The organism is Burkholderia arboris, assembly GCF_038723655.1.
Classification (GTDB): Bacteria; Pseudomonadota; Gammaproteobacteria; order Burkholderiales; family Burkholderiaceae; genus Burkholderia; species Burkholderia arboris.
In genome coordinates, this window is the sequence record NZ_CP109821.1 from 1,138,321 (window position 1) to 1,159,864 (window position 21,544).

Here is a 21,544-nt window from a genome sequence, read left to right on the forward strand (position 1 = left end):
TGCTGCGGGCAGTTGTTAAGGACTGTGAGCGATTCGTCAGCAAATGCAATGGTGGGTAACAGTCTGAGAAATCGACGAACCGGCCGTGCGGGCGGCGGGTCTTCTGTCGTACCTGCTGCGTGTTGCGGCAGGGACGCGACGGGCCGCATCGCTGCGGTCCGGGCTCACAACTCTTGAGGAGAATTGCCATGTCCAAGATTCGTACGATGCTGATCGGTGCCGCGCTGACGGCGTTCGCCACTTCGGCCGCGTTTGCCCAGACGGGTACGGCGGCGCAGGGTGCAGCCGGTGCCGGCGTGCAGGCGCAAGCTCCGGCGGCAGGTGTCGGCGCAGGCGTGCAGGGCGGTGCCGGCGCGAACGCGTCGGGCAATGCGGCCGGCGGTGCGACCGATGCGGTCGGCGCGGCCGCCGACGGCGCGAAGGATTCGGCGACGTCGACCGTCCATTCGGCCAAGAAGCACACGAAGCATGCCGCGAAGTCGGCCAAGGGCCATGCCGGTTCGGCCAAGGCGAAGGCCGGCGAAGCGACCGAAGGCGGCGCCTCGGTCGGCGCGGAGGGCGGTGCATCGGCCCAGGGCGCCACGCAGTAAGCGGGTGCCCGGCGCCGTCGCGATGTTCGCCGGAAGCGGTGTTGCGACGGCGGTTGTCAAAAGGCCCGGTTCGCTTTGCGCGAACCGGGCCTTTTTCATCGCGTCGTGTTGTCAGCGGAACGGGCGTGCGGTCACGGCCGGCGCTGTCCTTGCCCTTGTCCCTGCCCCTGGGCCGGTCGCACCGCCGCAGGTGTGAATACGCTGCGCAGCCATGCAGCGAGCCGCGCGAAGACGTCGTACGGTTCCTCGACGAAGATCTCCGGTTTCAGCAGCCGCAGGTATTCCATGATCTGCTGCGCTTCCTGCTTCTGGAACGACCCGTGCGCGAGCCCGAGGCGCAGCAGCCCGCGCAGTTCGCCGAGCTTGTCGCGCGCGGTGCTGCCGACGCTCATCTCGCACGCGAGCTTGGCCTCGTAGATCCGCTGCCGCAACGATTCCGCGAGCCGCCACGCGGGCGTCTGCATCAGTTCCTCGAGCGTCTGGATGTCTTGCGCCGCGCCCTTGATCTGCGATGCGAGCGGATCGATCAGCGACGGGTCGCCCTGCGCTTCGGCGACGATCGCCTTCGCCCAGTCGCGGCACGCTTTCGCGAGTTCGTCGGGGGTCCATTCGGAGCGCGACGCAAAGCCGAAGCCGAATTCGCCGGCCTGCCGCATCAGGATCGCGACGACGTCCGGAAATTCCTTGTCGAGCGTGCGCTTGGCCCACGCGTACTGGCCGCCCTGCAGCATCCGCTGCACCGCGTGCTCGGTCAGCGGCACCATGTTGTCGAGCAGCTTCGCGCGCAGGAAATCCTCGAACGACGGCGTTGCGAACTGCGGGTCGAGTTTCAGCGACACGCGCACGAATGCGTCGTAGTCCTTGCGCAGGGACTCGAGCGTGTCGTCCTTGAGGGAAAGGGTGATCTGGCCCATGAATCGTCTCGATGGCGGCCCGCGCAAGCCGACGGCCGGCACGGCGCACCGGGGCGGGCGCCGTGTCGACTGACCGGTGCGCGCCGAGGCCGGTGGCGGGTCTTCATTCCCTATATCGGCGCGCCGGGCGGAAACTTGAGCGCGCGCGGTAGAGCGTGTGCTCAGGCGGGCAGCCAGTGCGGGATCACGACCCCTTGCCAGAAGAAGAACACCACGAGCCCGGCCGCGATCGTCACGAGCGGGCGGCGGGTTGCCGCCGACACGAGCACGGCGGCGAGCGCGCCGACGAGCTGCGGATTGCGCCAGGTCAGCTCGGCCGTGCCGCCGTGCGGCGAGACGGCCATCGGCACGATGATCGCGGTCAGGACGGTGACCGGCACGAAGCCGAGCGCGGTCCGCACGAGCGGGGGGAACGTCAGCCGCTCGCCGAACAGGAACAGCGTCGAGCGGATCGCGTACGTGATGACGGCCATCCCCAGGATCAGCAGCGCATAGCTCACGATGCAGCCTCCCTGCGCGAGCCGGCACGCGTGCGTTCATGCAGCAGCGTGAGCGCAACGCCGATCGCGACGCCGGCGGCGACCGCGCCGAGCAGCCCGAGCTTGTACGGCCAGCCCTGCCAGAAGTACGCGAGCGTGCCGGCCGTCGCGGCCGCCGCGAAATAGCGCAGCGTGCCCAGCTGCGGGACGACGATCGCAATGAAGGTGGCCGCCATCGCGAAATCGAGGCCGAGCGACTGCAGGCCCGGGAACGCCGCGCCGAAGCCGATGCCCGCGAGCGTCCAGACCTGCCAGTTCAGGTACATCGCGAGCCCGGAGCCGAAAAAGTAGTGGGGGCCGATCGCGCCGGGCGGGAAGTGCCGGTAGTGCGCATAGGCGACCGCGAACACCTCGTCGGTCATCAGCGCGCCGAGCGTTGCGCGCCAGCGCAGCGGCAGATGCGCGACATAGGGCGCGAGCGTCGCGCTGTACAGCAGGTGGCGCAGGTTCACGATCAGGGTCGTCGCGAGCACGACGACGAAGCTCGCGCTGCCGGCGATCAGGCCGAGCGCGATGAACTGCGCGGAGCCCGCGAACACGGCGAGCGACATCAGTGCGCCGTGCCATGCGGCGAGCGGGCCGCCGCCGACGAGCGTGCCGAAAATCACGCCGAACGGTGCTGCGCCGATCATCATCGGAATCGTGTCGCGCGCGCCGTCGAGCCACTCGTTGAGCGGGCGGCGCGGGGGCGATGCGGGTGTCGGGTTCAAAGAGCGCTTCTCCATGAATTGGAGGATAGCGAGCCGGTGGCGGGCCGGCTTGTATGTTCTTGCGCTCGCGGAATCGGGGGCGGGGCTCGCGTGCCGGCCGGCGCGGGGTGCGTCGCGGTTGCCGGCCGCGGGGCGCCGCGGGTCAGCTCGCCTGCCAGCGGCCGGGCGGCACGCCGAACATCCGTTTGAAATGCCGCGTGAAGTGGCTCTGGTCGACGAAGCCGCTGGCTGCGGCGACGTCGGCGACGGGTACGCCCGCGCGCAGCGGCGCGAGCGCACGTTGCAGCCGCAGCTGGTTGCGCCACGCATGCGGCGGCATGCCGGTCGTGCGCGTGAACAGGCGTGCTGCGTGGAACGGCGACAGGCCGGCCGCCTGCGCGACGTCGTCGAGCGTTACCGTGGCCATCAGGTCGGCGGCGAGCCGCTCGCGCATCGCCTCGACGCGCGGTTCGTCGGACGCGAGCGGCGCCGGTCGCGGCAGCGCGTCGGCGTGACGCACGATCAGCGTCGACAGCGCGTCGAGCATCGCCGTTTCGGCGGCGAGCGGATCGTAGATGCGCGATGCGGTGTTGGCCGGGTCGTCGGCCGCTTGCCCCGGCGCATGCGCATTCGAAGACAGCGCGCGGTCGCTGCCGGCTTCCATCATCCGGTGCGCGAGCGTGAGCCGGGCTGCGAGATCGGCATCGTGAATCACGTCGGGGGCGAACCACGGCGCGTCCTGCTGGCGGCCGGCGATCGCACTCGTGAGTTCGCGGATGAATTCGACGGGCATGTAGCTGACGCGATAGCACCAGCCTTCGTCGGCTGCGCGCGACCCCGTATGCACTTCGCCGGGATTGATCACGGGCACGCTGCCCGTTTCGGCGACATAGCCGTTGCCGCGATAGGTGAAGCGTTCTGCGCCTTCGAGAATCACGGGGATCGTGTACGCGTCGTGCCAGTGCGGCGCGAACGTGTGGTCGCGATAGGTCGCCGTGACGAGATCCGCCTCCGGCAGCAGCGGCGTGCGCCAGTAGCGTGCGGAATCCGGAAGGTGGGCGGCGGACATGATCGGGCGCGGGAGCGGTCGAACCGACAGTGTATCGCTCGCGCGCCCGGCCGGTGTGCGTGTTACTTGACCGGAATCGTAGTGCCGGCCGGCATCGGCACCGCGGTGACCGCGTTCTTCGGGCTGCCGCTGACGATGCGGTCGCTGTAGGTCAGGTAGACGATCGTGTTGCGCTTCTTGTCGACGACGCGCACGACATGCAGCGTCTTGAAGATGAACGACATGCGTTCGCTGAACACGTCGGTCTGCTGCTTGAGCGGTTCCTTGAAGCTGATCGGGCCGACCTGCCGGCAGGCGATCGACGCTTCGCTCGGATCCTCGGCGACGCCGAGCGTGCCCTTGATCCCGCCGGTGCGCGCGCGAGACACGTAGCAGGTCACGCCGTTCACGACCGGATCGTCATACGCCTCGACGACCACGCGGTCGGAGCCCGTGACGCGGAAATGGGTGTTGACGCTGCCGACTTCCTCCGCGTGCGCGAGCGGTGCCGCGGTGAAGGCGGAGAGCAGGAGGGCGAACGGGGCGGAACGGAGGAGGCGATGCTTCATCGACGGAACCGGATGCGAATGCGGGACAGAGACTCTAGCATGCGCGTGACCGGGCGATGAAAGGCGGAACGCGAGAGGGCGGCCGGAAAAACAAAAGGCCCGTCGAATGACGGGCCTTTCGCTGTCTGGCTCCCCGACCTGGGCTCGAACCAGGGACCTACGGATTAACAGTCCGGCGCTCTACCGACTGAGCTATCGGGGAATAAATCGGTATATCTGCGTGCGTTGTTTCCAACAAAAAACCCGTCCACTTTCAACGGGCTTGTGTGTTTTTGGCTCCCCGACCTGGGCTCGAACCAGGGACCTACGGATTAACAGTCCGGCGCTCTACCGACTGAGCTATCGGGGAACAAACAACAACAGCAGAGAAACGAGATTGTATGGAGTGTTCGCTAACCTGTCAACACTTTTGGGCCGCGGCACACAAAAATTTTATGCGGCGCGCGGCGCGCGGCGCGATCAGCGCTCGAGCAGGTGCAGCTTCTCCTGCACGTCCTTCCACTCGTCCGCGTCGGCCGGGGCCGGCTTGGTCTTCGTGATCGACGGCCAGCCCTTTGCCAGCTCGGCGTTCAGCTCGGTGAACTGCTGCTGGTCGCCCGGAACGTCTTCTTCGGCATAGATCGCATTGGTCGGGCACTCGGCCACGCACACGGCGCAGTCGATGCACTCGTCCGGATCGATGGCGAGAAAGTTGGGACCTTCACGGAAGCAATCCACCGGGCACACATCCACGCAATCCGTGTATTTGCACTTGATGCAGCCTTCGGTCACAACGTGAGTCATTAAAACGCTCCTGCTTGGCGGTATATATGGGGTGGCGTTTGCGCCAAAAGCGGCATTGTAACTGAAGCGCAAAACCCGCATGGCGTGGTCGGCTATCCGGCTTATATCGTTTCGTGATTAGTTTATGGGGTGGGCAAAGCCCATCCCCGCACACGGGCGCCGGCGCGACGGGGCAGGGCGGCGGGCGGTTTCGCGATGGTCGGGCCCGCATTCGGGTAACATGACCGGCAGACCGGGCGGCGCGCGGTGCGCCGGGGCCCTGTCACGATATTGGCGGTGCCGTAATCATGATCATCACTTCGCTGCTCGACACGGATCTCTACAAGTTCACGATGATGCAGGTCGTCCTGCATCACTTTCCCGCCGCAAGCGTCGAATACCGTTTCCGGTGCCGTACGCCGGGCGTCGATCTCGTGCCGTACATCGACGAGATCCGCGACGAGGTGCGCGGCCTGTGCGCGCTGCGCTTTTCGGACGTCGAACTCGACTACCTGCGGCGGATGCGCTTCATCAAGAGCGATTTCGTCGACTTCCTCGCGCTGTTCCATCTGAACGAGAAATACATCTCGATCACGCCGTCGCCGAGGGGCCATGGCGAGATCGACATCGTGATCGAGGGGCCGTGGCTGCACACGATCCTGTTCGAGATCCCGGTGCTCGCGATCGTCAACGAAGTCTATTTCCGCAACACGCAGCGCGAGCCCGACTATCGCGAGGGCCGCGAGCGGCTGCGCGAGAAGATCACGCTGCTCGGCGCGAAGCCCGAGTTCGCCGACTGCAAGATCGCCGACTACGGCACGCGCCGGCGCTTCTCGAAGGTCTGGCACGAGGAAGTCGCGCTCACGCTGCGCGACGGGCTCGGCCCGCAGTTCGCGGGCACGAGCAACGTGCTGTACGCGATGAAGCACGACATCACGCCGCTCGGCACGATGGCGCACGAGTACCTGCAGGCGTGCCAGGCGCTCGGCCCGCGGCTGCGCGATTCGCAGATCTACGGCTTCGAGATGTGGGCGAAGGAATACCGCGGCGACCTCGGGATCGCGCTGTCGGACGTCTACGGAATGGATGCGTTCCTGAACGACTTCGACATGTACTTCTGCAAGCTGTTCGACGGCGCGCGCCACGATTCGGGCGATCCGTTCGACTGGGGCGAGCGGATGCTGCGCCACTACGAGGCGAACCGCTGCGATCCGCGCACCAAGGTGCTCGTGTTCTCGGACGCGCTCGACATCCCGAAGGTCATGCAGTTGTACGAACGGTTCCGCGGTCGCTGCAAGCTTGCGTTCGGCGTCGGCACGAACCTCACCAACGATCTCGGCTACGTGCCGCTGCAGATCGTGATCAAGATGGTCCGCTGCAACGGCCAGCCGGTCGCGAAGCTGTCGGATTCGCCGGGCAAGAGCATGTGCGACGACAAGGCGTATCTCGCGTACCTGCGCCAGGTGTTCGGCATCGCGCAGCCGGTCGAGGAAGACGCGTCGAAGTAAGCACCGGCCGTTCGGCCGAAGGTGCGTGGCGGCAGGGGTGGCCGGTATAATCGGACGGTATTGCACGCCAACGTCACGAGGACCGTTCATGGACACTTCCGCTGCCCGTCGCCAGATCCTCGCGCGCATCCGCGCGGCGCAGGGGCGCGCGGCCGAACCCGACGCAGCAGAGCGCGACGGCGTCACCGACTACCTCGCACGGCATCCGCAGGGTCCGCGCCCGCCGGCGCCGGCCGACCTCGTCGCCGCCTTCGTCGACGAAGCGGCGCGCCTGTCGACCACGATCGACGAAGTCGCGACGCTGGCCGACGCGCCCGCCGCCGCCGCCCGCTATCTTGCCGCTCAAGGCCTGCCGACGCAGGCTGTCGCCTGGCGCACGCTGGCCGATTTCGACTGGGCCGGCGCCGGCCTGTCGGTCGAATGCCGCAAGCCGCGCGACGGCGATCTCGTCGGCCTCACCGGCTGTTTTTGCGCGACCGCCGAAACGGGTTCGCTGGTGCTGCTGTCCGGCCCCGACACCTATGCGTCGGCCGGCCTGTTGCCGGAAACACACATCGCAATCGTACCGGCTTCGCGGATCGTTGCCGGGCATGAAGACGCGTTCGCGCTGATTCGCACGGAGCGCGGCGAATTGCCGCGCGCGGTCAATTTCGTGTCGGGCCCGTCGCGCACGGGCGACATCGAGCAGACCATAGTACTGGGTGCGCACGGCCCGTACCGCGTGCACGTGATCATCGTACGGGGCGCATGACGCACCCGCTGCATCCTCTACCACTCGAACAAGGAAGTTCTGCATGAAACGACATGCCGCCTGGGCGGGCATGGCGTCGGGAATCGCGCTTGGCGCGGCTCCCGCGCTTGCATCGGCCGCCACGCTCGACGGCGCCACGCTGTCCGCACTCTGGGGCATCCCGTTCGCCGGGATCCTGCTGTCGATCGCATTGTTCCCGCTCGTCGCGCCCGTGTTCTGGCATCACCACTTCGGCAAGATCGCCGCCGGCTGGGCGGTCGTATTCCTGGTTCCGTTCGCGTTCGCGTTCGGTGCCGGCACCGCGTTCGGCACGCTCGTGCATGCGCTGCTCGAGGAATACATTCCGTTCATCGTGCTGCTCACCGCGCTTTATACGGTTGCGGGCGGCATCTGCGTGAACGGCAACCTGCACGGCTCGCCGAAGCTGAACACCGCGATCCTCGCGCTCGGCACGCTGCTCGCGAGCGTGATGGGCACGACGGGTGCCGCGATGCTGCTGATCCGGCCGCTCCTGCGCGCGAACGACAACCGCAAGCATGTCGTGCACGTCGTGATCTTCTTCATCTTCCTCGTCGCGAACGCGGGCGGTTCGCTGTCGCCGCTCGGCGATCCGCCGCTGTTCCTCGGTTTCCTGAACGGCGTGAGCTTCTTCTGGACCACCACGCATCTCGCGTTGCCGATGCTGTTCATCTGCGTCGTGCTGCTGACGCTGTTCTTCGTGCTCGATACGTACTTCTACCGGAAGGGCGGCGAGGAGCGGCCGGCCGCGCTCGACCCGACACCCGACGGCGCGGCGCTGTCGATCGACGGCAAGATCAACTTCGTGCTGCTCGCGGCCGTGATCGCGCTCGTGCTGATGAGCGGCGTCTGGAAGCCGGGCATCACGTTCGACGTGTGGGGCACGCACGTGGCGTTGCAGAACCTCGTGCGCGACGTCGCGCTCGCGGGCGTGACGCTCGCGTCGCTTGCATTGACGCCGCGTTCCGCGCGTGAAGGCAATGCGTTCAACTGGGCGCCGATCGAGGAGGTCGCGAAGCTGTTTGCCGGGATCTTCGTGACGATCGCGCCGGTGATCGTGATCCTGCGCGCGGGCGCGGACGGCGCGTTTGCGCAGATCGTCCATCTCGTCACGGGGCCGGACGGCAAGCCGGTCGATGCGATGTACTTCTGGGCGACGGGCCTGCTGTCGTCGTTCCTCGACAATGCGCCGACCTATCTGGTGTTCTTCAACCTCGCGGGCGGCGACGCGCAGGCGCTGATGACGACGGGCGCGTCGACGCTCGCCGCGATTTCCGCGGGCGCGGTGTTCATGGGCGCGAACAGCTACATCGGCAATGCGCCGAACTTCATGGTGAAGGCGATTGCGGAGTCGCGCGGCGTGAAGATGCCGAGCTTCTTTGCGTACCTCGGCTGGGCACTCGTGATTCTGGTCCCCGTGTTCCTGCTGACGTCGCTGATCTTCTTCCCGGCGTAACCTGACAACTTTCAACCCAGCGCGGGCGATCCCGGCGGCGCGACGCGCGTCTCGATCGGCCCGCAGCATACGGAGATGGCGATGCAGAAGATCCTGGTCGCACGTCCGATCTTTCCGGACGTGATCGAACGGCTCGAGCAGTATTTCGAGGTCGACTGGAACAACGGCGACGCGCTCGCGCCCGATGCGCTCGCCGCGCGTCTGGCCGACAAGGACGGCGCACTGACGGCCGGCGACCCGGTCGGCGCGGCGACGCTCGCGGCGGCCCCGCGCCTGCGCGTCGTGGCGAACATGGCGGTCGGCTACAACAACTTCGACATGGCCGCGTTCAACGCGGCGAACGTGCTCGGCACCAACACGCCTGACGTACTGAACGAGTCGACCGCCGATTTCGGCTGGGCGCTGATGATGGCTGCTGCGCGGCGGATCGCCGAATCCGAGCACTGGCTGCGTGCCGGTCACTGGCAGAAGTGGGCATACGACGGTTTCCTCGGCACCGACATCTACGGCTCGACGCTCGGCGTCATCGGGATGGGCCGCATCGGCCAGGCGCTCGCGCGCCGCGCACGCGGCTTCGGGATGCAGGTGATCTATCACAACCGTTCGCGGGTCGCGCCCGAGATCGAGGCCGAGCTGAGCGCCGAGTACGTGTCGAAGGAGGCGCTGCTCGCACGTGCCGATCACGTCGTGCTCGTGCTGCCGTACACGAAGGAGAATCATCACACGATCGGTGCGGCCGAGCTCGCGCAGATGAAGCCCACGGCGACGCTGACCAACATCGCGCGCGGCGGGATCGTCGACGACGCGGCGCTGGCTGCCGCGTTGCGCGACGGGACGATCGCCGCGGCCGGCCTCGACGTGTACGAGGGCGAGCCGGCCGTGCATCCGGCGCTGCTCGAGGTGCCGAACGTCGTGCTGACGCCGCATATCGCGAGCGCGACCGAACAGACGCGCCGCGCGATGGCGAACCTCGCTGCCGACAACCTGATCGCCGCACTGGGCGAGGGGGCGCGCGCCGGGCAGCCGCCGAATCCGATCAACCCTGACGTGATCGGGAAGCCGCGCGCATGACGATGACGTTGTTGCTTGCGGCGGTCGTCGTGCTGGCCGTTGCGCTCGCGGTGGCGGTCGTCGCGCTTGTGCGCGGCGGCGGCCGCCACGATGATGTGGCCGTACTCGGCGACCAGATCGAGGACGCCGCGCATGCGCAGGCGCGTGCGGTCGAGCGGCTCGAACGCGAATTGCGCGGCGAGATCGTCGAGAACGCGCGCGGCTCGCGCACCGAGCTGGCCGGCAGCTTTGCGCAGCTTCAGCAGACGCTCGCCGCGCAGCTGACGAGCGTGGCGACCGTGCAGAACAACCAGATCGAAGGCTTTGCGCAGCAGCTCGGCAAGCTCGTCGCCGGCAATGCGCAGCAGTTCGACGCGATGCGCGAGAGCGTGCAGCGCCAGGCACAGCAGGCGCGCGAGGAGCAGACGGGCGCGCTGCGGCTGTTCGGCGATACGTTGAACCGGCAGCTCACGCAGCTGACCGAGGCGAACGATCGCCGGATCGGCGAAGTGCGCGCGACGCTCGAACAGCGGCTGAAGGAAATCGAGACCAACAACGCGGCGAAGCTCGAGGAGATGCGCCGCACGGTCGACGAGAAACTGCATGCGACGCTCGAGCAGCGTCTCGGCGAATCGTTCAAGCTCGTGTCGGACCGGCTCGAACAGGTCCATCGCGGGCTCGGCGAAATGCAGACGCTTGCGGCCGGTGTCGGCGACCTGAAGAAGGTGCTGACCAATGTGAAGACGCGCGGCACCTGGGGCGAAGTGCAGCTCGAGGCGCTGCTCGAACAGATGCTGACGCCCGACCAGTACGCGAAGAACGTCGCGACGGTGCCGAAGAGCACCGAGCGCGTCGAGTTTGCGATCCGGTTGCCGGGGCGCGACGCCGGCACGCGCGATGCGCCGCCCGTGTGGCTGCCGATCGATGCGAAATTCCCGCGCGAAGATTACGAGCGGCTGATCGATGCGCAGGAGCGCGCCGATGCGGTGGCCGTCGAGGAGGCGGCCCGTGCGCTCGAGGCGCGCGTGCGGCAGGAAGCGCGCACGATCGCCGAGAAGTACGTCGCGCCGCCGCACACGACCGATTTCGCACTGCTGTTCCTGCCGACCGAAGGGCTCTACGCGGAGATCCTGCGTCGCCCCGGCCTGACTGATCTGCTGCAGCGCGACTATCGCGTGACGGTTGCCGGGCCGACGACGCTCACCGCGCTGCTGAACAGCCTGCAGATGGGCTTCCGCACGCTCGCGATCGAGCAGCGCTCGAGCGAGGTGTGGCAGGTGCTGGGCGCGGTCAAGACGGAGTTCGGCAAGTTCGGCGACGTGCTCGCACGCACGAAGGCGCAGCTCGAAACGGTCACGCGCTCGATCGAGTCCGCCGAGCAGCGTACGCGCGTGATGAGCCGCAAGCTGAAGCAGGTCGAGGCGCTGCCGGGCGACACGGCGGCCGGGCTGCTCGGTGCGGAAGGTGCTGATGGCGCCGATGCGGACGACGCGTGACGTGTGGTTGCCGGCAGCAACCGGAACGAAAAAAACGGGCGCCGAGGCGCCCGTTTTCTTTTGAAGCAGTTTCCGACGTGTTCACCGGCGCGGCCGGCCCGCGCTCATCGTCCGGCGAGCGTATCCAGCGCGTCGCCCGTTACGCGAACGATGCGCCAGTCGGGCAGCACGGTTGCGCCCATCTTCTCGTAGAAATCGATCGCGGGCTGGTTCCAGTCAAGGACCGACCATTCGAAGCGGCCGCAACGGCGCTCGACGGCCAGCGCCGCGAGGTGACGCAGCATCGCGGTGCCGAGGCCCGTGCCGCGCTGCGACGGCTGCACGTACAGATCCTCGAGATAGAGGCCGCGACGGCCGAGGAACGTTGAATAGTTGTGGAAGAACAGCGCATACGCGACGATCGCGCCGTCCTGCTCGGCCACCCGTGCTTCGGCGGCGGGGTGTGCGCCGAACAGCGCGTCGGCGAGATCGGCTTCCGTTGCAACGAACAGATCCGTGAGCTTCTCGAACTCGGCCAGCTCGCGCATCAGCGCGAGGATCGCGCCGACGTCGCGCGATTCGGCTGCGCGGATCCGCGGCATGCCGCTCACGCTTCCTCCGGCGGATCGGACAGCACGATCTCGATGCCGCCGAAGCGCGACGCGACCCAGTTGTACGCGTGGCATGCGATCCACAGCAGCACGAAACCGAGGATCGCGTTCAGCAGCAGCGCGCTCAGGATCGTGCTCAGTTCGACCATCCCGTAGCGGATGTACGCGACGAGAATGCCGAGCAGCACGATCGGCACGCTGAACGTCAGGTAGACGAGGATCAGTGCCTTTGCGGTCTGCCCCGCGGCGATCGAGGAGATTTGTTTCTTCATGTGTGGATTGCCCCCGTAGAGATATACCGATAGTGGAATTCAGATCAGGCCGTCGAGCGGCAGGATGTCGACCGGGGTGCCCGCGTCGACTGCCGCGGTATCGTGGCCCAGGACGATGAAACAGTTGGCGGCCGCGAGGCCGCTCAACGATGCGGAGCTCTGCGAACCGGCCGGTGTGACATGCCAGCGGCCGTCGGCGGCGCGCGTCGCGATGCCGCGCAGGTATTCGGTGCGGCCGGGGCGTGTCTTCAGCGCATGCGTGCTGAGCGCCGTGTACATGGCCGGCGGCGGTGTCGGTGCGCCGGCCAGCGTCAGCAGTGCCGGGCGCACGATCGCGTAGAACGTCACGGCGGACGCGACCGGATTGCCGGGCAACCCGAAGAACAGTGCGTGTCCGGCGCCGCCGGCCGCGCGAGCGAGCGTGCCGCAGGCGAGCGGGCGGCCGGGCCGCAGCGCGAGGCTCGCGAACGTCACGTCGCCGAGTGTCGCCATCACGTCGCGCGTGAAGTCGGCTTCGCCGACCGACACGCCGCCCGACGTGATTACCGCGTCGGCCTGCGCGGCGACGGCGTCGCGCAGTGCGGCTTCGAGCGCGGCCGGATCGTCGCGGACGATCCCGAGATCGATCGCGTCGACGTGCAGCCGTTCGAGCATCGCGATCAGCATCCCGCGATTGCTGTCGTACAGCGTGCCGCGGCCGAGCGGCTCGCCGGGCTCGCGCAGTTCGTCGCCGGTCGAGAACACGGCGACGCGCACGCGGCGGCGCACCGTGACGTCGGTGCAACCGAACGAGGCGAGCAGGCCGAGATCGGACGGGCGCAGAATGCGACCCGCGGCGAGCGCGCAGGCGCCGCGCGCGAGATCCTCGCCGGCCTTGCGGCAGTTCGCGCCGCGCGCGACGTCGTGCGCGGCAAAGCGGATCGTGTTGCCGTCGACGCGCACGCGCTCCTGCGGAATCACCGTGTCGCATCCGGCCGGCATCGGCGCACCCGTCATGATGCGAACGCATGCACCGGCTGCCGTCACGCCGTCGAACGGATGGCCGGCGAACGCGGTGCCGGCGACCGTCAGCGCGACGTCGCCCTGCGGCGACGCGTGCGTGGCGCTGCCGTCGAATGCATAGCCGTCCATCGCCGAGTTGTCGTACGCGGGAATGTCGAACGGCGCGTTCACGTCGGCCGCGAGCACGCGGTCGAGCGCGTCGCGCAGCGTCACCGTGTCGCACGCGTCGACCGGCACCGCGAAACGGCACGCGAGCGCCTGCGCGTCGGCGAGCGACAGCGGCGCATCGGAATCGGGTGCGGTTCGGGAGGCGGGCGAGGATTGCGTGATCATCAGTCGGACTGCGCCGCGAGGCGTATCGGGTTCGTGGCCGGTGGCGCGAGGGGGGCCCTGGGCGCGGGTTGCGCGTGTGGCGGGCGCCGGGCGGGAACGGCGCGGGCGCTTCAGCGGCGGGCCAGCGCAGCGAGTTCCTGCCAGGAGTTGGCATTGTAAAACGCACGCTCGTCGCGAAACTCGACTTCGACCGTCTTGTGGCGTGCGTACCACGCACGCACCTTGCGGTCGCCGGCCGCGAGCCGGGCCGCCAGATCGTCGGCCAGCGACGTGCGCAGCAGCGCGAACGTCGGCTGCGGCGAGCGCACCTGCTGCGCGTCGACGGTCACGGCCATCGCGATGTCGGCCTGCTGGGCGTCGAGCGCTGCGTGCAGCCGTGCGACGAGGTCGGCGGGCAGATACGGCGTGTCGCACGGCGAGCTCGCGACGAGCGGCGCGCGCGCCGCCCGCAGGCCGGCGAGCAGGCCCGCGAGCGGGCCGGGGAAGTCGGGCGTTTCGTCGGCGACGATGCGCGCGCCGAACGGCGCACCCAGCTCGGCATAGCGATCGGCGTGGCGATTCGCGCTGATCAGCGTCTCGTCGACCTGCGGCGACAACCGGCGCAGCACGTGCAGCGCGAGCGGCGTGTCGTCGAGCAGTTGCAGGCCCTTGTCGACACCATCCATGCGCGTGCCGCGCCCGCCTGCGAGCAGCAGGCCGGCGATCGACGGAGAAGCGGAAGCGGGCATCGTACGAAGGCGAAAAGGGCGGCGCGCGTCAGCCGCCGATGTAGGACATTTCGACGCGCTTGCCGGCGCCGTCGGGCAGGGCTTCGGCCGACGCGCTGCCCCGCAGCTGCGAATAACGGTCGGTACGGGCCTGCCAGATGCGCGCGATCGCGGTCGCGATTTCGGCATCGCTCGCGCCGCCGCGCACGAGCGCGCGCAGGTCGTGGCCGGTCGATGCGAACAGGCACAGGTACAGCTTGCCTTCGGTCGACAGCCGCGCACGCGTGCAGTCGCCGCAGAATGCCTGGGTGACGCTCGAGATCACGCCGATCTCGCCGCTGCCGTCCGCATAGCCCCAGCGCTGTGCGGTTTCCGCCGCCGTATGCGGCTCGAGCGGCACGAGCGGGAAATGTTCGGCGATCCGTGCGACGACGTCGGCCGACGGCAGCACCTCGGTCATGTTCCAGCCGTTCGACGTGCCGACGTCCATGTATTCGATGAAACGCAGGATCACGCCGGTGCCGCGGAAACGCTCGGCCATCGGCAGGATCTCGCTGTCGTTGGTGCCGCGCTTCACGACCATGTTGACCTTGACCGGCGCGAGGCCCGCGGCCTGTGCGGCAAAGATGCCGTCGAGCACGTCGGCGCTCGCGAATTCGGCATCGTTCATGCGCTTGAACAGCGTGTCGTCGAGCGCGTCGAGGCTGACCGTCACGCGCGTGAGCCCGGCGTCCTTCAGCGCGCGCGCCTTGCGCGCGAGCAGCGAGCCGTTGGTCGTCAGCGTCAGGTCGAGGGGGCGGCCGGCGTGCGTCGTCAGGCGTGCAAGGCGCTCGATCAGGAATTCGAGATTCTTGCGCAGCAGCGGCTCGCCACCCGTGATGCGGATCTTCTCGACGCCGTGTGCGACAAAAAGCCGCGCCACACGTTCGATTTCCTCGTGCGTGAGCAGCGCGCTGTGCGGCAGAAACGGGTAGTCCTTGTCGAAGACCGCACGCGGCATGCAGTACACGCAGCGGAAGTTGCAGCGGTCCGTCACCGAAATGCGGAGGTCGCGCAGCGGCCTGGCGAACGTGTCGGCCAGCGTGCCGTCAGGGGCATGCGCGACGCCGGAGACGTCCGGCATCCCGCTGACGTCGGCGAGAGGAATGATGCGTCGGGACATGGTGAATGAAGTGCGAACCGGACTTCTATTTTAGCCGCAAGCGGCCGGCTGGTCCGGTGGGCGGAAACCCGCAGCGCGGACATGAAAAAGCCCGCCGGGGGGCGGGCTTTTCCTGGTCAGGCGATGCGACTTAGTGATGCGTCGTTTCGACCTGCTGCATCGGGGCCGTATCGGCCGGCGGCAGCGTCTTGCGTTCGCGCGGCACGCGGGCTGCGCGCGGAAGTTGCGACGCGGCTTCCTGCGCAGCTGCGAACTTGTCGGCGTCCGTGTTCACCCAGACGAGGCCGGCTTGCTCCAGCACGACATCCAGGCTCGCCGAAGCGGGCGCGGCTGCCGATTGCGCGGGAGCCGGTGCCGGTGCTGCGACAGCCTCGACCGGTGCAGCTTCGACCGGTGCCGGCTCGACAGCCACCGGAGCGGCTTCGGTCGTCGCGGCCGGTGCGGCTTGCTCGACGGGTGCGGATTGCGGCGCCTCGACAGCGGCCGGGGCCGCCGCCGGGACTGCCGGCACTTCGAACGCGTCGGTCGGCGAAACCGCGACCGGTGCCGGGCCGCTTTCCACGACGGCAGGGGCGACCGGTGCCGGTTCTGCTGCCTGGACAGCGACGGCGGGCTCGGCCGGGGCGGCCGGAGCGGCTTCGGCGTGTGCCGGTGCCGGCTGGGCTTCGACCGCGACCGGGGCAGCATGCTGCTCGACGACGGCTTCCACGACGACGGCGCTTGCCACGGCTGCGACGACTGCCGGTGCGGCCGTGTGGGCCGGTTCGGCGGCAGCCGGTGCTGCCTGCGTCACGGTTTGCACGGCGGCTTCGTCATCCGCGCCTTGCTCGGCCTGGTCGACGATTGCGCCGTCTTCCTCGCGCTCGCGACGACCGCCGCGGCGGCCGCGGCGGCGGCGGCGGCGTTCTTCGCCGTCACGCGCGCCGGCTTCCGAATCGGCTGCCAGCTCGGCGTCGGGCAGGGCCTCTGCAACGGCCTTGTCGTCTTCCGCTTCCGGGTGGTTTTCGCCACGGGTGACGGTTTCGAGCGTGGCCGCATGCTGAGTCGGCTTGCGGCGCTCGCGACGCTCACCGCGTTCCTGGCGCTCGCCACGGCCGCCTGCCTCGACGCCTTCCGGCTGCTCGGCACGCTCGCGCGGCTCGCGGTTTTCGCGCGGCTCACGGCTTTCACGCGGCTCACGGCCTTCGCGCGGCTCACGGCCTTCACGCGGCTCGCGGCCTTCGCGCGGTTCGCGACCTTCGCGCGGGCCACGGCCCTCACGACCTTCGCGGTTTTCGCGACCTTCACGCGGTTCACGGCCTTCACGCAGTTCACGACCCTCGCGCGGCTCGCGGCCTTCACGCGGCTCGCGCACTTCCTTGCCTTCGCGCTCCTGGCGTTGCGGCTGGCCACGGCCTGCCGCTGCCTGGTCGCGGCCGCCTTGCGCCTGCTGCGTGCCGCCGCGACGGTTGCGGTTGCGATCGCCGCCGCGCTGCTCGGTCTTCTCGGTCCGCTCGCGGGCCGGGCGGGCTGCCTGCTCCTTCGCCGGTGCCGGAGCAACCGGTGCGGGCGCCGGTGCCGGCGACACGCCGAACAGGCCCTTCAGCCAGCCGATGAAGCCGCCGCTTGCCGCGGCGACAGGGGCGGGCGCGGCAACCGGTTCGACCGGGCGCTGCGGTGCCGGGCTCGGGGCCGGACGCTCGGGCGTGATGCCCTTGACCGCGGCTTCCTGCTTCGGCTTCACTTCTGCGGCGCGCTTGCTGTAGCCGGTTTCCGACTCGAGTTCGCGAGCGGCTTCCTCGGCCATCTTCCACGACGCGCGCGGATCGTCGAGGCGCGCATCGTCGTGACGCAGGCGCTCGAGCTTGTAGTGCGGCGTATCGAGGTGCTTGTTCGGGATCAGCACGATGCCGACCTTGAAGCGCGATTCGATCTTGTTGATTTCCTGACGCTTTTCGTTGAGCAGGAAGGCGGTCACCTCGACCGGCACCTGGCAGTGGATCGCCGCGGTGTTTTCCTTCATCGCTTCTTCCTGAATGATCCGCAGGACCTGCAGTGCGGACGATTCGGTGTCGCGGATGTGGCCGGTGCCGTTACAGCGCGGGCACGTCACGTGGCTGCCTTCCGACAGGGCCGGACGCAGGCGCTGGCGCGACAGTTCCATCAGGCCGAAGCGGGAGATCTTGCCCATCTGCACGCGCGCACGGTCGTGCTTGAGCGCGTCCTTCAGGCGTTGCTCGACTTCACGCTGGCTCTTGGCCGATTCCATGTCGATGAAATCGATCACGATCAGGCCGCCGAGGTCGCGCAGGCGCAGCTGGCGGGCGACTTCGTCGGCCGCTTCGAGGTTCGTGCGGGTCGCCGTTTCCTCGATGTCGGCGCCCTTGGTCGCGCGCGCCGAGTTCACGTCGATCGCGACGAGCGCTTCGGTGTGGTCGATCACGATCGCGCCGCCCGACGGCAGCGGCACCGTGCGCGAGTACGCGGTTTCGATCTGGTGCTCGATCTGGAAGCGCGAGAACAGCGGCACGTCGTCGTGGTAGCGCTTCACCTTCGCGACGTTGTCCGGCATCACGATGTCCATGAATGCGCGGGCCTGATCGTGGATTTCGTTCGTATCGATCAGGATTTCGCCGATATCGGGCTGGAAATAGTCCCGGATCGCGCGGATCACGAGGCTCGATTCCAGGTAGATCAGCATCGGCTGGCCGGCATTGCCGCTTTGCGATGCCGCTTCGATCGCGCGCCACAGTTGCAGCAGGTAGTTCAGGTCCCACTGCAGTTCCTCGGCGCTGCGGCCGATGCCCGCGGTACGGGCGATCATGCTCATGCCGTCCGGAATCTGCAGCTGCGCCATCGTTTCACGCAGTTCCTGACGCTCGTCGCCTTCGATCCGGCGCGACACGCCGCCGCCGCGCGGATTGTTCGGCATCAGCACGAGGTAACGGCCGGCGAGCGAGATGAAGGTGGTGAGGGCGGCGCCCTTGTTGCCACGCTCTTCCTTCTCGACCTGGACGATCAGCTCCTGGCCTTCGCGCAGGGCATCCTGGATGCGCGCGGAGCGCATGTCGATGCCTTCCTTGAAGTACTGGCGGGCGACTTCCTTGAACGGCAGGAAGCCGTGGCGGTCTTCGCCGTAGTTGACGAAGCACGCTTCGAGCGACGGCTCGATGCGGGTGATGACACCTTTGTAGATATTGCCTTTGCGCTGTTCGCGCCCGGCTGTCTCGATGTCGATGTCGATGAGCTTTTGCCCATCGACGATGGCGACGCGCAGCTCCTCCTGCTGCGTCGCATTGAACAGCATGCGTTTCATGAACGACTCCAGGCGGCTCCGCTGCCGGCGCCTCGCGGTTGTCAGGCGCGAGGGCGGGAACGACGGCAGGCCGCACCTTGTTGTGTTGTCACAAGCACGCTGGAGCGGGAACGATGGCGGGGAGAATTGCCTGAAGAGGCGCTTGGGCCCGAAACATGGGGCCGGCGGCCATAGGGCACCTGCGAATACGGTTTCAAAGCACGGCGTTCACACACCGCACGCTGCAAAAGCGCGCTAAGCCTGAGTCCGGGCATTGCCACGGGCGCGCGCAATGCGTCGCGCGCACCGACGGGCGGCAGATGCTGCGGCTTGGGCCGCAGCGGGGAGTATCGAATCCAGCCCGACTTTCCCGCTTGGGGTGTACTTCCCTGGTTTGACGTCGCCAAGCCCCGCACGCTTCGCGGGACCAAATCGGGCGCAACGCCGTAATTTTCGCAACCGGCAGCCTGCGGACGCACCTCGCGCCGTCGGGCTGCCGATCAAATTCTTTTCAACCAACTTTCCGTTACCGCGGCGCCTTGCCGACCGAATCCGCCTGTGGGCGCGATCCTTGCCGACGGGCGGCGCCGTGCGTGCAACTTGCTGCATCTCTTTGATTAGGGGCGAGCAGCAGACCCCCGGCGCAAGTAAAATAACGGTTTCCGCTTGCGCCTTGCCCGACTCGGTCGGGGCCGGCCGGTCAGGCCACCCTCAACGTCAGGCTGGGCAAAATTATATTCAGTATGAATGAGTTAGGCAAAATATCCCAGAATTCAGTCGCAAGCGGCCAGGTATCGATGATCGAGATCGACGAAAACTCGGCCGGTCAGCGGATCGACAACTTCCTGTTGCGCGTCTGTAAAGGCGTGCCGAAAAGCCATATTTACCGGATCCTCCGCAGCGGCGAAGTGCGCGTGAACAAGGGTCGGATCGATGCGCAGTACCGCCTGGCCCTGGGCGACATCGTCCGCGTGCCGCCCGTGCGCGTGGCGGCGGCGGACCTCGCGCGCGCCGACACGCTCATCGTGCCGCCGGCCAATTTCGACGTGCTGTACGAGGACGACGCGATGCTCGTCATCGACAAACCGGCCGGCGTCGCGGTCCACGGCGGCAGCGGCGTCGCGTTCGGTGTGATCGAGCAGATGCGCCAGGCGCGCCCGCGCGCGAAATTCCTCGAACTCGTGCACCGGCTCGACCGCGAGACGTCCGGGGTCCTGATGCTCGCGAAGAAGCGCACGGCGCTGGTCGGCCTGCATGAGCAGATCCGCGAGAACCGGATGGACAAGCGCTACTTCGCGTGCGCGCACGGCGAATGGCAGCCCGACTGGGGCCGCCGCCGCGCGGTCAAGGCGCCGCTGTTCAAGTATTCGACTCCGGAAGGGGAGCGCCGCGTGCGCGTGCAGGACGACGGGCTGCCGTCGCATACGGTGTTCAACCTCGTCGACCGCTGGTCCGACTATGTGCTCGTCGAAGCGGAACTCAAAACGGGTCGGACCCATCAGATCCGCGTGCACCTCGCGCATCTCGGCCTGCCGATCGCCGGCGACGCCAAGTATGGCGATTTCGCACTGAACAAGGCGCTGGCGCGTGCGAACGCGCAACCGTCGCTGAAGCGGATGTTCCTGCATGCGCACCGGCTGCGGCTTGCCCATCCGCTGACTGGCGAGGCGCTGCAGTTCGACGCGCCGCTGCCGGACGAATGCCGGCGCTTCCTCGATCAACTCAGCGCATTGCGCGATACCGCCTGAACCGCATGGCCCGACAGCAATTTGACCTGATCGTCTTCGACTGGGACGGCACGCTGATGGATTCGACTGCGCACATTGCGCACAGCATCCAGGCCGCATGCCGCGATCTCGGCCTGCCTACGCCGTCCGACGAGGCGTCGCGCTACGTGATCGGCCTCGGCCTGCGCGATGCGCTGCAGATTACCGCTCCGACCCTCGATCCATCCGAGTACTCGCGACTCGCCGAGCGCTACCGCTATCACTATCTGCTCGACGACCAGCGCATCGAGCTGTTCGCCGGCGTGAGGGAACTGCTCGCCGAGCTGCGCGATACGGGCTACCTGCTCGCGGTGGCGACCGGCAAGGGGCGGGTGGGGCTGAACCGCGTGCTCGACCAGTCGAAACTGACGAGCCTGTTCGATGCGACGCGCTGCGCGGACGAGACGTTCTCGAAACCGCACCCGGCGATGCTGCACGAGTTGTCGCGGGAATTGGGGCAGGACCTGGCGCGCACCGTGATGATCGGCGATACGACGCACGACCTGCAGATGGCCGCGAGCGCCGGTGCGGCGGGCGTCGGTGTCGCGTATGGCGCGCACACGGCCGATGCGCTGGCGGCGCTCGCGCCGCGCTTTGTTGCGCCCGATGTCGCGGCGCTGGCCGCATGGCTGCGGGAGCACGCATGAGCGCGGCGCCGGACGCCGTGCGCGTGTGCGCATCGGACGCGCTGAGCGACGGCGGCGCCGGCGTGCGCGTCGATGCGACGCTGCGCGGCGAGCAGGCCGTCGTGTTCTTCGTGCGCTACGACGGTCGTGCGTACGGCTACCTGAACCGCTGCGCGCACGTACCGATGGAACTGGACTGGGCCGAAGGGCAGTTCTTCGAGTCGTCGGGCCTCTATCTGATGTGCGCAACGCACGGCGCGATCTATGCACCGGATACCGGCAAATGCGTCGGTGGCCCGTGCCGCGGCGGCCGTCTGCGGCCGGTCGAGGTCGACGAACGCGACACGCCCGACGGCCGTGCGGTATTCTGGGTGCCCGATGCCGACCTGCATCCCGCCACTCCCGCCACGACCGACTGACGA

At 68.0% G+C, this 21,544-nt stretch carries 21 protein-coding genes and 2 tRNA genes; 9 read left to right on the forward strand and 14 right to left on the reverse strand.

Annotated elements, in window-relative coordinates:
- Positions 1-188 precede the first annotated feature (188 nt).
- Entirely contained in the window at positions 189-590 is a 402-nt protein-coding gene (locus tag OHZ10_RS05420; protein WP_059235422.1) for a hypothetical protein, read from the forward strand.
- A gap of 131 nt (positions 591-721) precedes the next feature.
- Here the strand turns inward: OHZ10_RS05420 and OHZ10_RS05425 are convergent, their stop codons facing one another.
- The 8 genes from OHZ10_RS05425 to fdxA all read right to left on the reverse strand — a co-directional run bounded on the left by OHZ10_RS05425 (position 722) and on the right by fdxA (position 5,132).
- A complete protein-coding gene (locus OHZ10_RS05425; RefSeq protein WP_059235420.1) occupies positions 722-1,504 on the reverse strand; it encodes a DUF4088 family protein in 783 nt (260 codons plus the stop codon).
- 161 nt (positions 1,505-1,665) lie between these two features.
- Complete coding sequence (locus OHZ10_RS05430) at positions 1,666-2,004, reverse strand: AzlD domain-containing protein (protein WP_174993483.1); 339 nt, start codon at positions 2,002-2,004, stop codon at positions 1,666-1,668.
- On the reverse strand, positions 2,001-2,768 hold the full coding sequence (locus OHZ10_RS05435) for an AzlC family ABC transporter permease (RefSeq protein ID WP_059235416.1): 768 nt from the start codon (positions 2,766-2,768) through the stop codon (positions 2,001-2,003). Before OHZ10_RS05435 ends, OHZ10_RS05430 begins: the two co-directional genes overlap by 4 nt.
- A 127-nt stretch (positions 2,769-2,895) precedes the next feature.
- On the reverse strand, positions 2,896-3,801 hold the full coding sequence (locus OHZ10_RS05440) for an AraC family transcriptional regulator (protein WP_059235415.1): 906 nt from the start codon (positions 3,799-3,801) through the stop codon (positions 2,896-2,898).
- Positions 3,802-3,863: 62 nt separating this feature from the next.
- Entirely contained in the window at positions 3,864-4,349 is a 486-nt protein-coding gene (locus OHZ10_RS05445; RefSeq protein WP_059235413.1) for a CreA family protein, read from the reverse strand.
- 126 nt (positions 4,350-4,475) lie between these two features.
- Positions 4,476-4,551, reverse strand: a tRNA-Asn gene (locus OHZ10_RS05450).
- Positions 4,552-4,622: 71 nt separating this feature from the next.
- Positions 4,623-4,698, reverse strand: a tRNA-Asn gene (locus OHZ10_RS05455).
- A gap of 110 nt (positions 4,699-4,808) precedes the next feature.
- Entirely contained in the window at positions 4,809-5,132 is a 324-nt protein-coding gene (fdxA, locus tag OHZ10_RS05460) for a ferredoxin FdxA (RefSeq protein WP_059235411.1), read from the reverse strand.
- Between the two features lie 287 nt (positions 5,133-5,419).
- Between fdxA and pncB the strand changes: the two genes are divergently transcribed.
- The 5 genes from pncB (at position 5,420) to rmuC (ending at position 11,390) form a co-directional block, all read left to right on the forward strand.
- Positions 5,420-6,619 (forward strand): nicotinate phosphoribosyltransferase, encoded by a 1,200-nt coding sequence (pncB, locus tag OHZ10_RS05465; RefSeq protein ID WP_059235408.1) that lies wholly within the window; start codon positions 5,420-5,422, stop codon positions 6,617-6,619.
- An 88-nt stretch (positions 6,620-6,707) separates the two neighbouring features.
- Positions 6,708-7,370: a LutC/YkgG family protein gene (locus OHZ10_RS05470; RefSeq protein ID WP_059235406.1), complete on the forward strand. Its 663-nt coding sequence runs from the start codon at positions 6,708-6,710 to the stop codon at positions 7,368-7,370.
- Between the two features lie 43 nt (positions 7,371-7,413).
- A complete protein-coding gene (locus OHZ10_RS05475; RefSeq protein ID WP_059235404.1) occupies positions 7,414-8,844 on the forward strand; it encodes a sodium:proton antiporter in 1,431 nt (476 codons plus the stop codon).
- 81 nt (positions 8,845-8,925) lie between these two features.
- A complete protein-coding gene (locus OHZ10_RS05480; protein ID WP_342703878.1) occupies positions 8,926-9,915 on the forward strand; it encodes a D-glycerate dehydrogenase in 990 nt (329 codons plus the stop codon).
- Positions 9,912-11,390 (forward strand): DNA recombination protein RmuC, encoded by a 1,479-nt coding sequence (gene rmuC / locus OHZ10_RS05485; RefSeq protein ID WP_059235401.1) that lies wholly within the window; start codon positions 9,912-9,914, stop codon positions 11,388-11,390. Before OHZ10_RS05480 ends, rmuC begins: the two co-directional genes overlap by 4 nt.
- 104 nt (positions 11,391-11,494) lie before the next feature.
- On the opposite strand, the gene OHZ10_RS05490 is transcribed toward rmuC, so the two are convergent.
- The 6 genes from OHZ10_RS05490 to OHZ10_RS05515 form a co-directional block, all read right to left on the reverse strand.
- Complete coding sequence (locus tag OHZ10_RS05490) at positions 11,495-11,980, reverse strand: GNAT family N-acetyltransferase (protein ID WP_174993488.1); 486 nt, start codon at positions 11,978-11,980, stop codon at positions 11,495-11,497.
- Entirely contained in the window at positions 11,977-12,252 is a 276-nt protein-coding gene (locus tag OHZ10_RS05495) for a hypothetical protein (protein ID WP_006476519.1), read from the reverse strand. Before OHZ10_RS05495 ends, OHZ10_RS05490 begins: the two co-directional genes overlap by 4 nt.
- A 39-nt stretch (positions 12,253-12,291) precedes the next feature.
- Positions 12,292-13,587: a gephyrin-like molybdotransferase Glp gene (gene glp / locus OHZ10_RS05500; RefSeq protein WP_174993489.1), complete on the reverse strand. Its 1,296-nt coding sequence runs from the start codon at positions 13,585-13,587 to the stop codon at positions 12,292-12,294.
- 110 nt (positions 13,588-13,697) lie between these two features.
- The gene (gene mobA, locus OHZ10_RS05505) at positions 13,698-14,315 is read right to left on the reverse strand and encodes a molybdenum cofactor guanylyltransferase MobA (protein WP_174993490.1); all 618 of its coding nucleotides are present in this window, start codon (positions 14,313-14,315) and stop codon (positions 13,698-13,700) included.
- Between the two features lie 28 nt (positions 14,316-14,343).
- Entirely contained in the window at positions 14,344-15,456 is a 1,113-nt protein-coding gene (gene moaA, locus OHZ10_RS05510) for a GTP 3',8-cyclase MoaA (protein WP_342703881.1), read from the reverse strand.
- Positions 15,457-15,586: 130 nt separating this feature from the next.
- Positions 15,587-18,751, reverse strand: coding sequence for an Rne/Rng family ribonuclease (locus OHZ10_RS05515; protein WP_340623914.1), 3,165 nt, complete (start codon positions 18,749-18,751; stop codon positions 15,587-15,589).
- 722 nt (positions 18,752-19,473) lie between these two features.
- On the opposite strand from OHZ10_RS05515, the gene OHZ10_RS05520 reads away from it, so the two are divergent.
- The 3 genes from OHZ10_RS05520 to OHZ10_RS05530 are packed head-to-tail and all read left to right on the forward strand — an operon-like array spanning position 19,474 to position 21,541.
- Positions 19,474-20,478 carry an RluA family pseudouridine synthase gene (locus tag OHZ10_RS05520; protein WP_059235388.1) on the forward strand — a complete coding sequence of 335 codons (1,005 nt, stop codon included), beginning with the start codon at positions 19,474-19,476 and terminating at the stop codon, positions 20,476-20,478.
- A gap of 5 nt (positions 20,479-20,483) precedes the next feature.
- Positions 20,484-21,143: an HAD-IA family hydrolase gene (locus tag OHZ10_RS05525; protein ID WP_059235386.1), complete on the forward strand. Its 660-nt coding sequence runs from the start codon at positions 20,484-20,486 to the stop codon at positions 21,141-21,143.
- On the forward strand, positions 21,140-21,541 hold the full coding sequence (locus OHZ10_RS05530) for a Rieske (2Fe-2S) protein (RefSeq protein WP_059235383.1): 402 nt from the start codon (positions 21,140-21,142) through the stop codon (positions 21,539-21,541). The genes OHZ10_RS05525 and OHZ10_RS05530 overlap by 4 nt, the downstream gene beginning before the upstream one ends.
- The last annotated feature ends 3 nt before the right edge of the window (positions 21,542-21,544 follow it).

Excerpts from the sequence above, each read along its gene's own strand:
- moaA (WP_342703881.1), bottom strand. The coding sequence starts at position 15,456 with ATGTCCCGACGCATCATTCCTCTCGCCGACGTCAGCGGGATGCCGGAC.
- OHZ10_RS05420 (WP_059235422.1), top strand. The coding sequence starts at position 189 with ATGTCCAAGATTCGTACGATGCTGATCGGTGCCGCGCTGACGGCGTTC.
- OHZ10_RS05425 (WP_059235420.1), bottom strand. The coding sequence starts at position 1,504 with ATGGGCCAGATCACCCTTTCCCTCAAGGACGACACGCTCGAGTCCCTG.
- glp (WP_174993489.1), bottom strand. The coding sequence starts at position 13,587 with ATGATCACGCAATCCTCGCCCGCCTCCCGAACCGCACCCGATTCCGAT.
- OHZ10_RS05520 (WP_059235388.1), top strand. The coding sequence starts at position 19,474 with ATGAATGAGTTAGGCAAAATATCCCAGAATTCAGTCGCAAGCGGCCAG.
- OHZ10_RS05525 (WP_059235386.1), top strand. The coding sequence starts at position 20,484 with ATGGCCCGACAGCAATTTGACCTGATCGTCTTCGACTGGGACGGCACG.
- OHZ10_RS05480 (WP_342703878.1), top strand. The coding sequence starts at position 8,926 with ATGCAGAAGATCCTGGTCGCACGTCCGATCTTTCCGGACGTGATCGAA.
- OHZ10_RS05495 (WP_006476519.1), bottom strand. The coding sequence starts at position 12,252 with ATGAAGAAACAAATCTCCTCGATCGCCGCGGGGCAGACCGCAAAGGCA.
- OHZ10_RS05440 (WP_059235415.1), bottom strand. The coding sequence starts at position 3,801 with ATGTCCGCCGCCCACCTTCCGGATTCCGCACGCTACTGGCGCACGCCG.
- OHZ10_RS05515 (WP_340623914.1), bottom strand. The coding sequence starts at position 18,751 with ATGAAACGCATGCTGTTCAATGCGACGCAGCAGGAGGAGCTGCGCGTC.
- OHZ10_RS05475 (WP_059235404.1), top strand. The coding sequence starts at position 7,414 with ATGAAACGACATGCCGCCTGGGCGGGCATGGCGTCGGGAATCGCGCTT.
- rmuC (WP_059235401.1), top strand. The coding sequence starts at position 9,912 with ATGACGATGACGTTGTTGCTTGCGGCGGTCGTCGTGCTGGCCGTTGCG.
- mobA (WP_174993490.1), bottom strand. The coding sequence starts at position 14,315 with ATGCCCGCTTCCGCTTCTCCGTCGATCGCCGGCCTGCTGCTCGCAGGC.
- OHZ10_RS05470 (WP_059235406.1), top strand. The coding sequence starts at position 6,708 with ATGGACACTTCCGCTGCCCGTCGCCAGATCCTCGCGCGCATCCGCGCG.
- OHZ10_RS05435 (WP_059235416.1), bottom strand. The coding sequence starts at position 2,768 with ATGGAGAAGCGCTCTTTGAACCCGACACCCGCATCGCCCCCGCGCCGC.
- fdxA (WP_059235411.1), bottom strand. The coding sequence starts at position 5,132 with ATGACTCACGTTGTGACCGAAGGCTGCATCAAGTGCAAATACACGGAT.
- OHZ10_RS05530 (WP_059235383.1), top strand. The coding sequence starts at position 21,140 with ATGAGCGCGGCGCCGGACGCCGTGCGCGTGTGCGCATCGGACGCGCTG.
- OHZ10_RS05445 (WP_059235413.1), bottom strand. The coding sequence starts at position 4,349 with ATGAAGCATCGCCTCCTCCGTTCCGCCCCGTTCGCCCTCCTGCTCTCC.
- pncB (WP_059235408.1), top strand. The coding sequence starts at position 5,420 with ATGATCATCACTTCGCTGCTCGACACGGATCTCTACAAGTTCACGATG.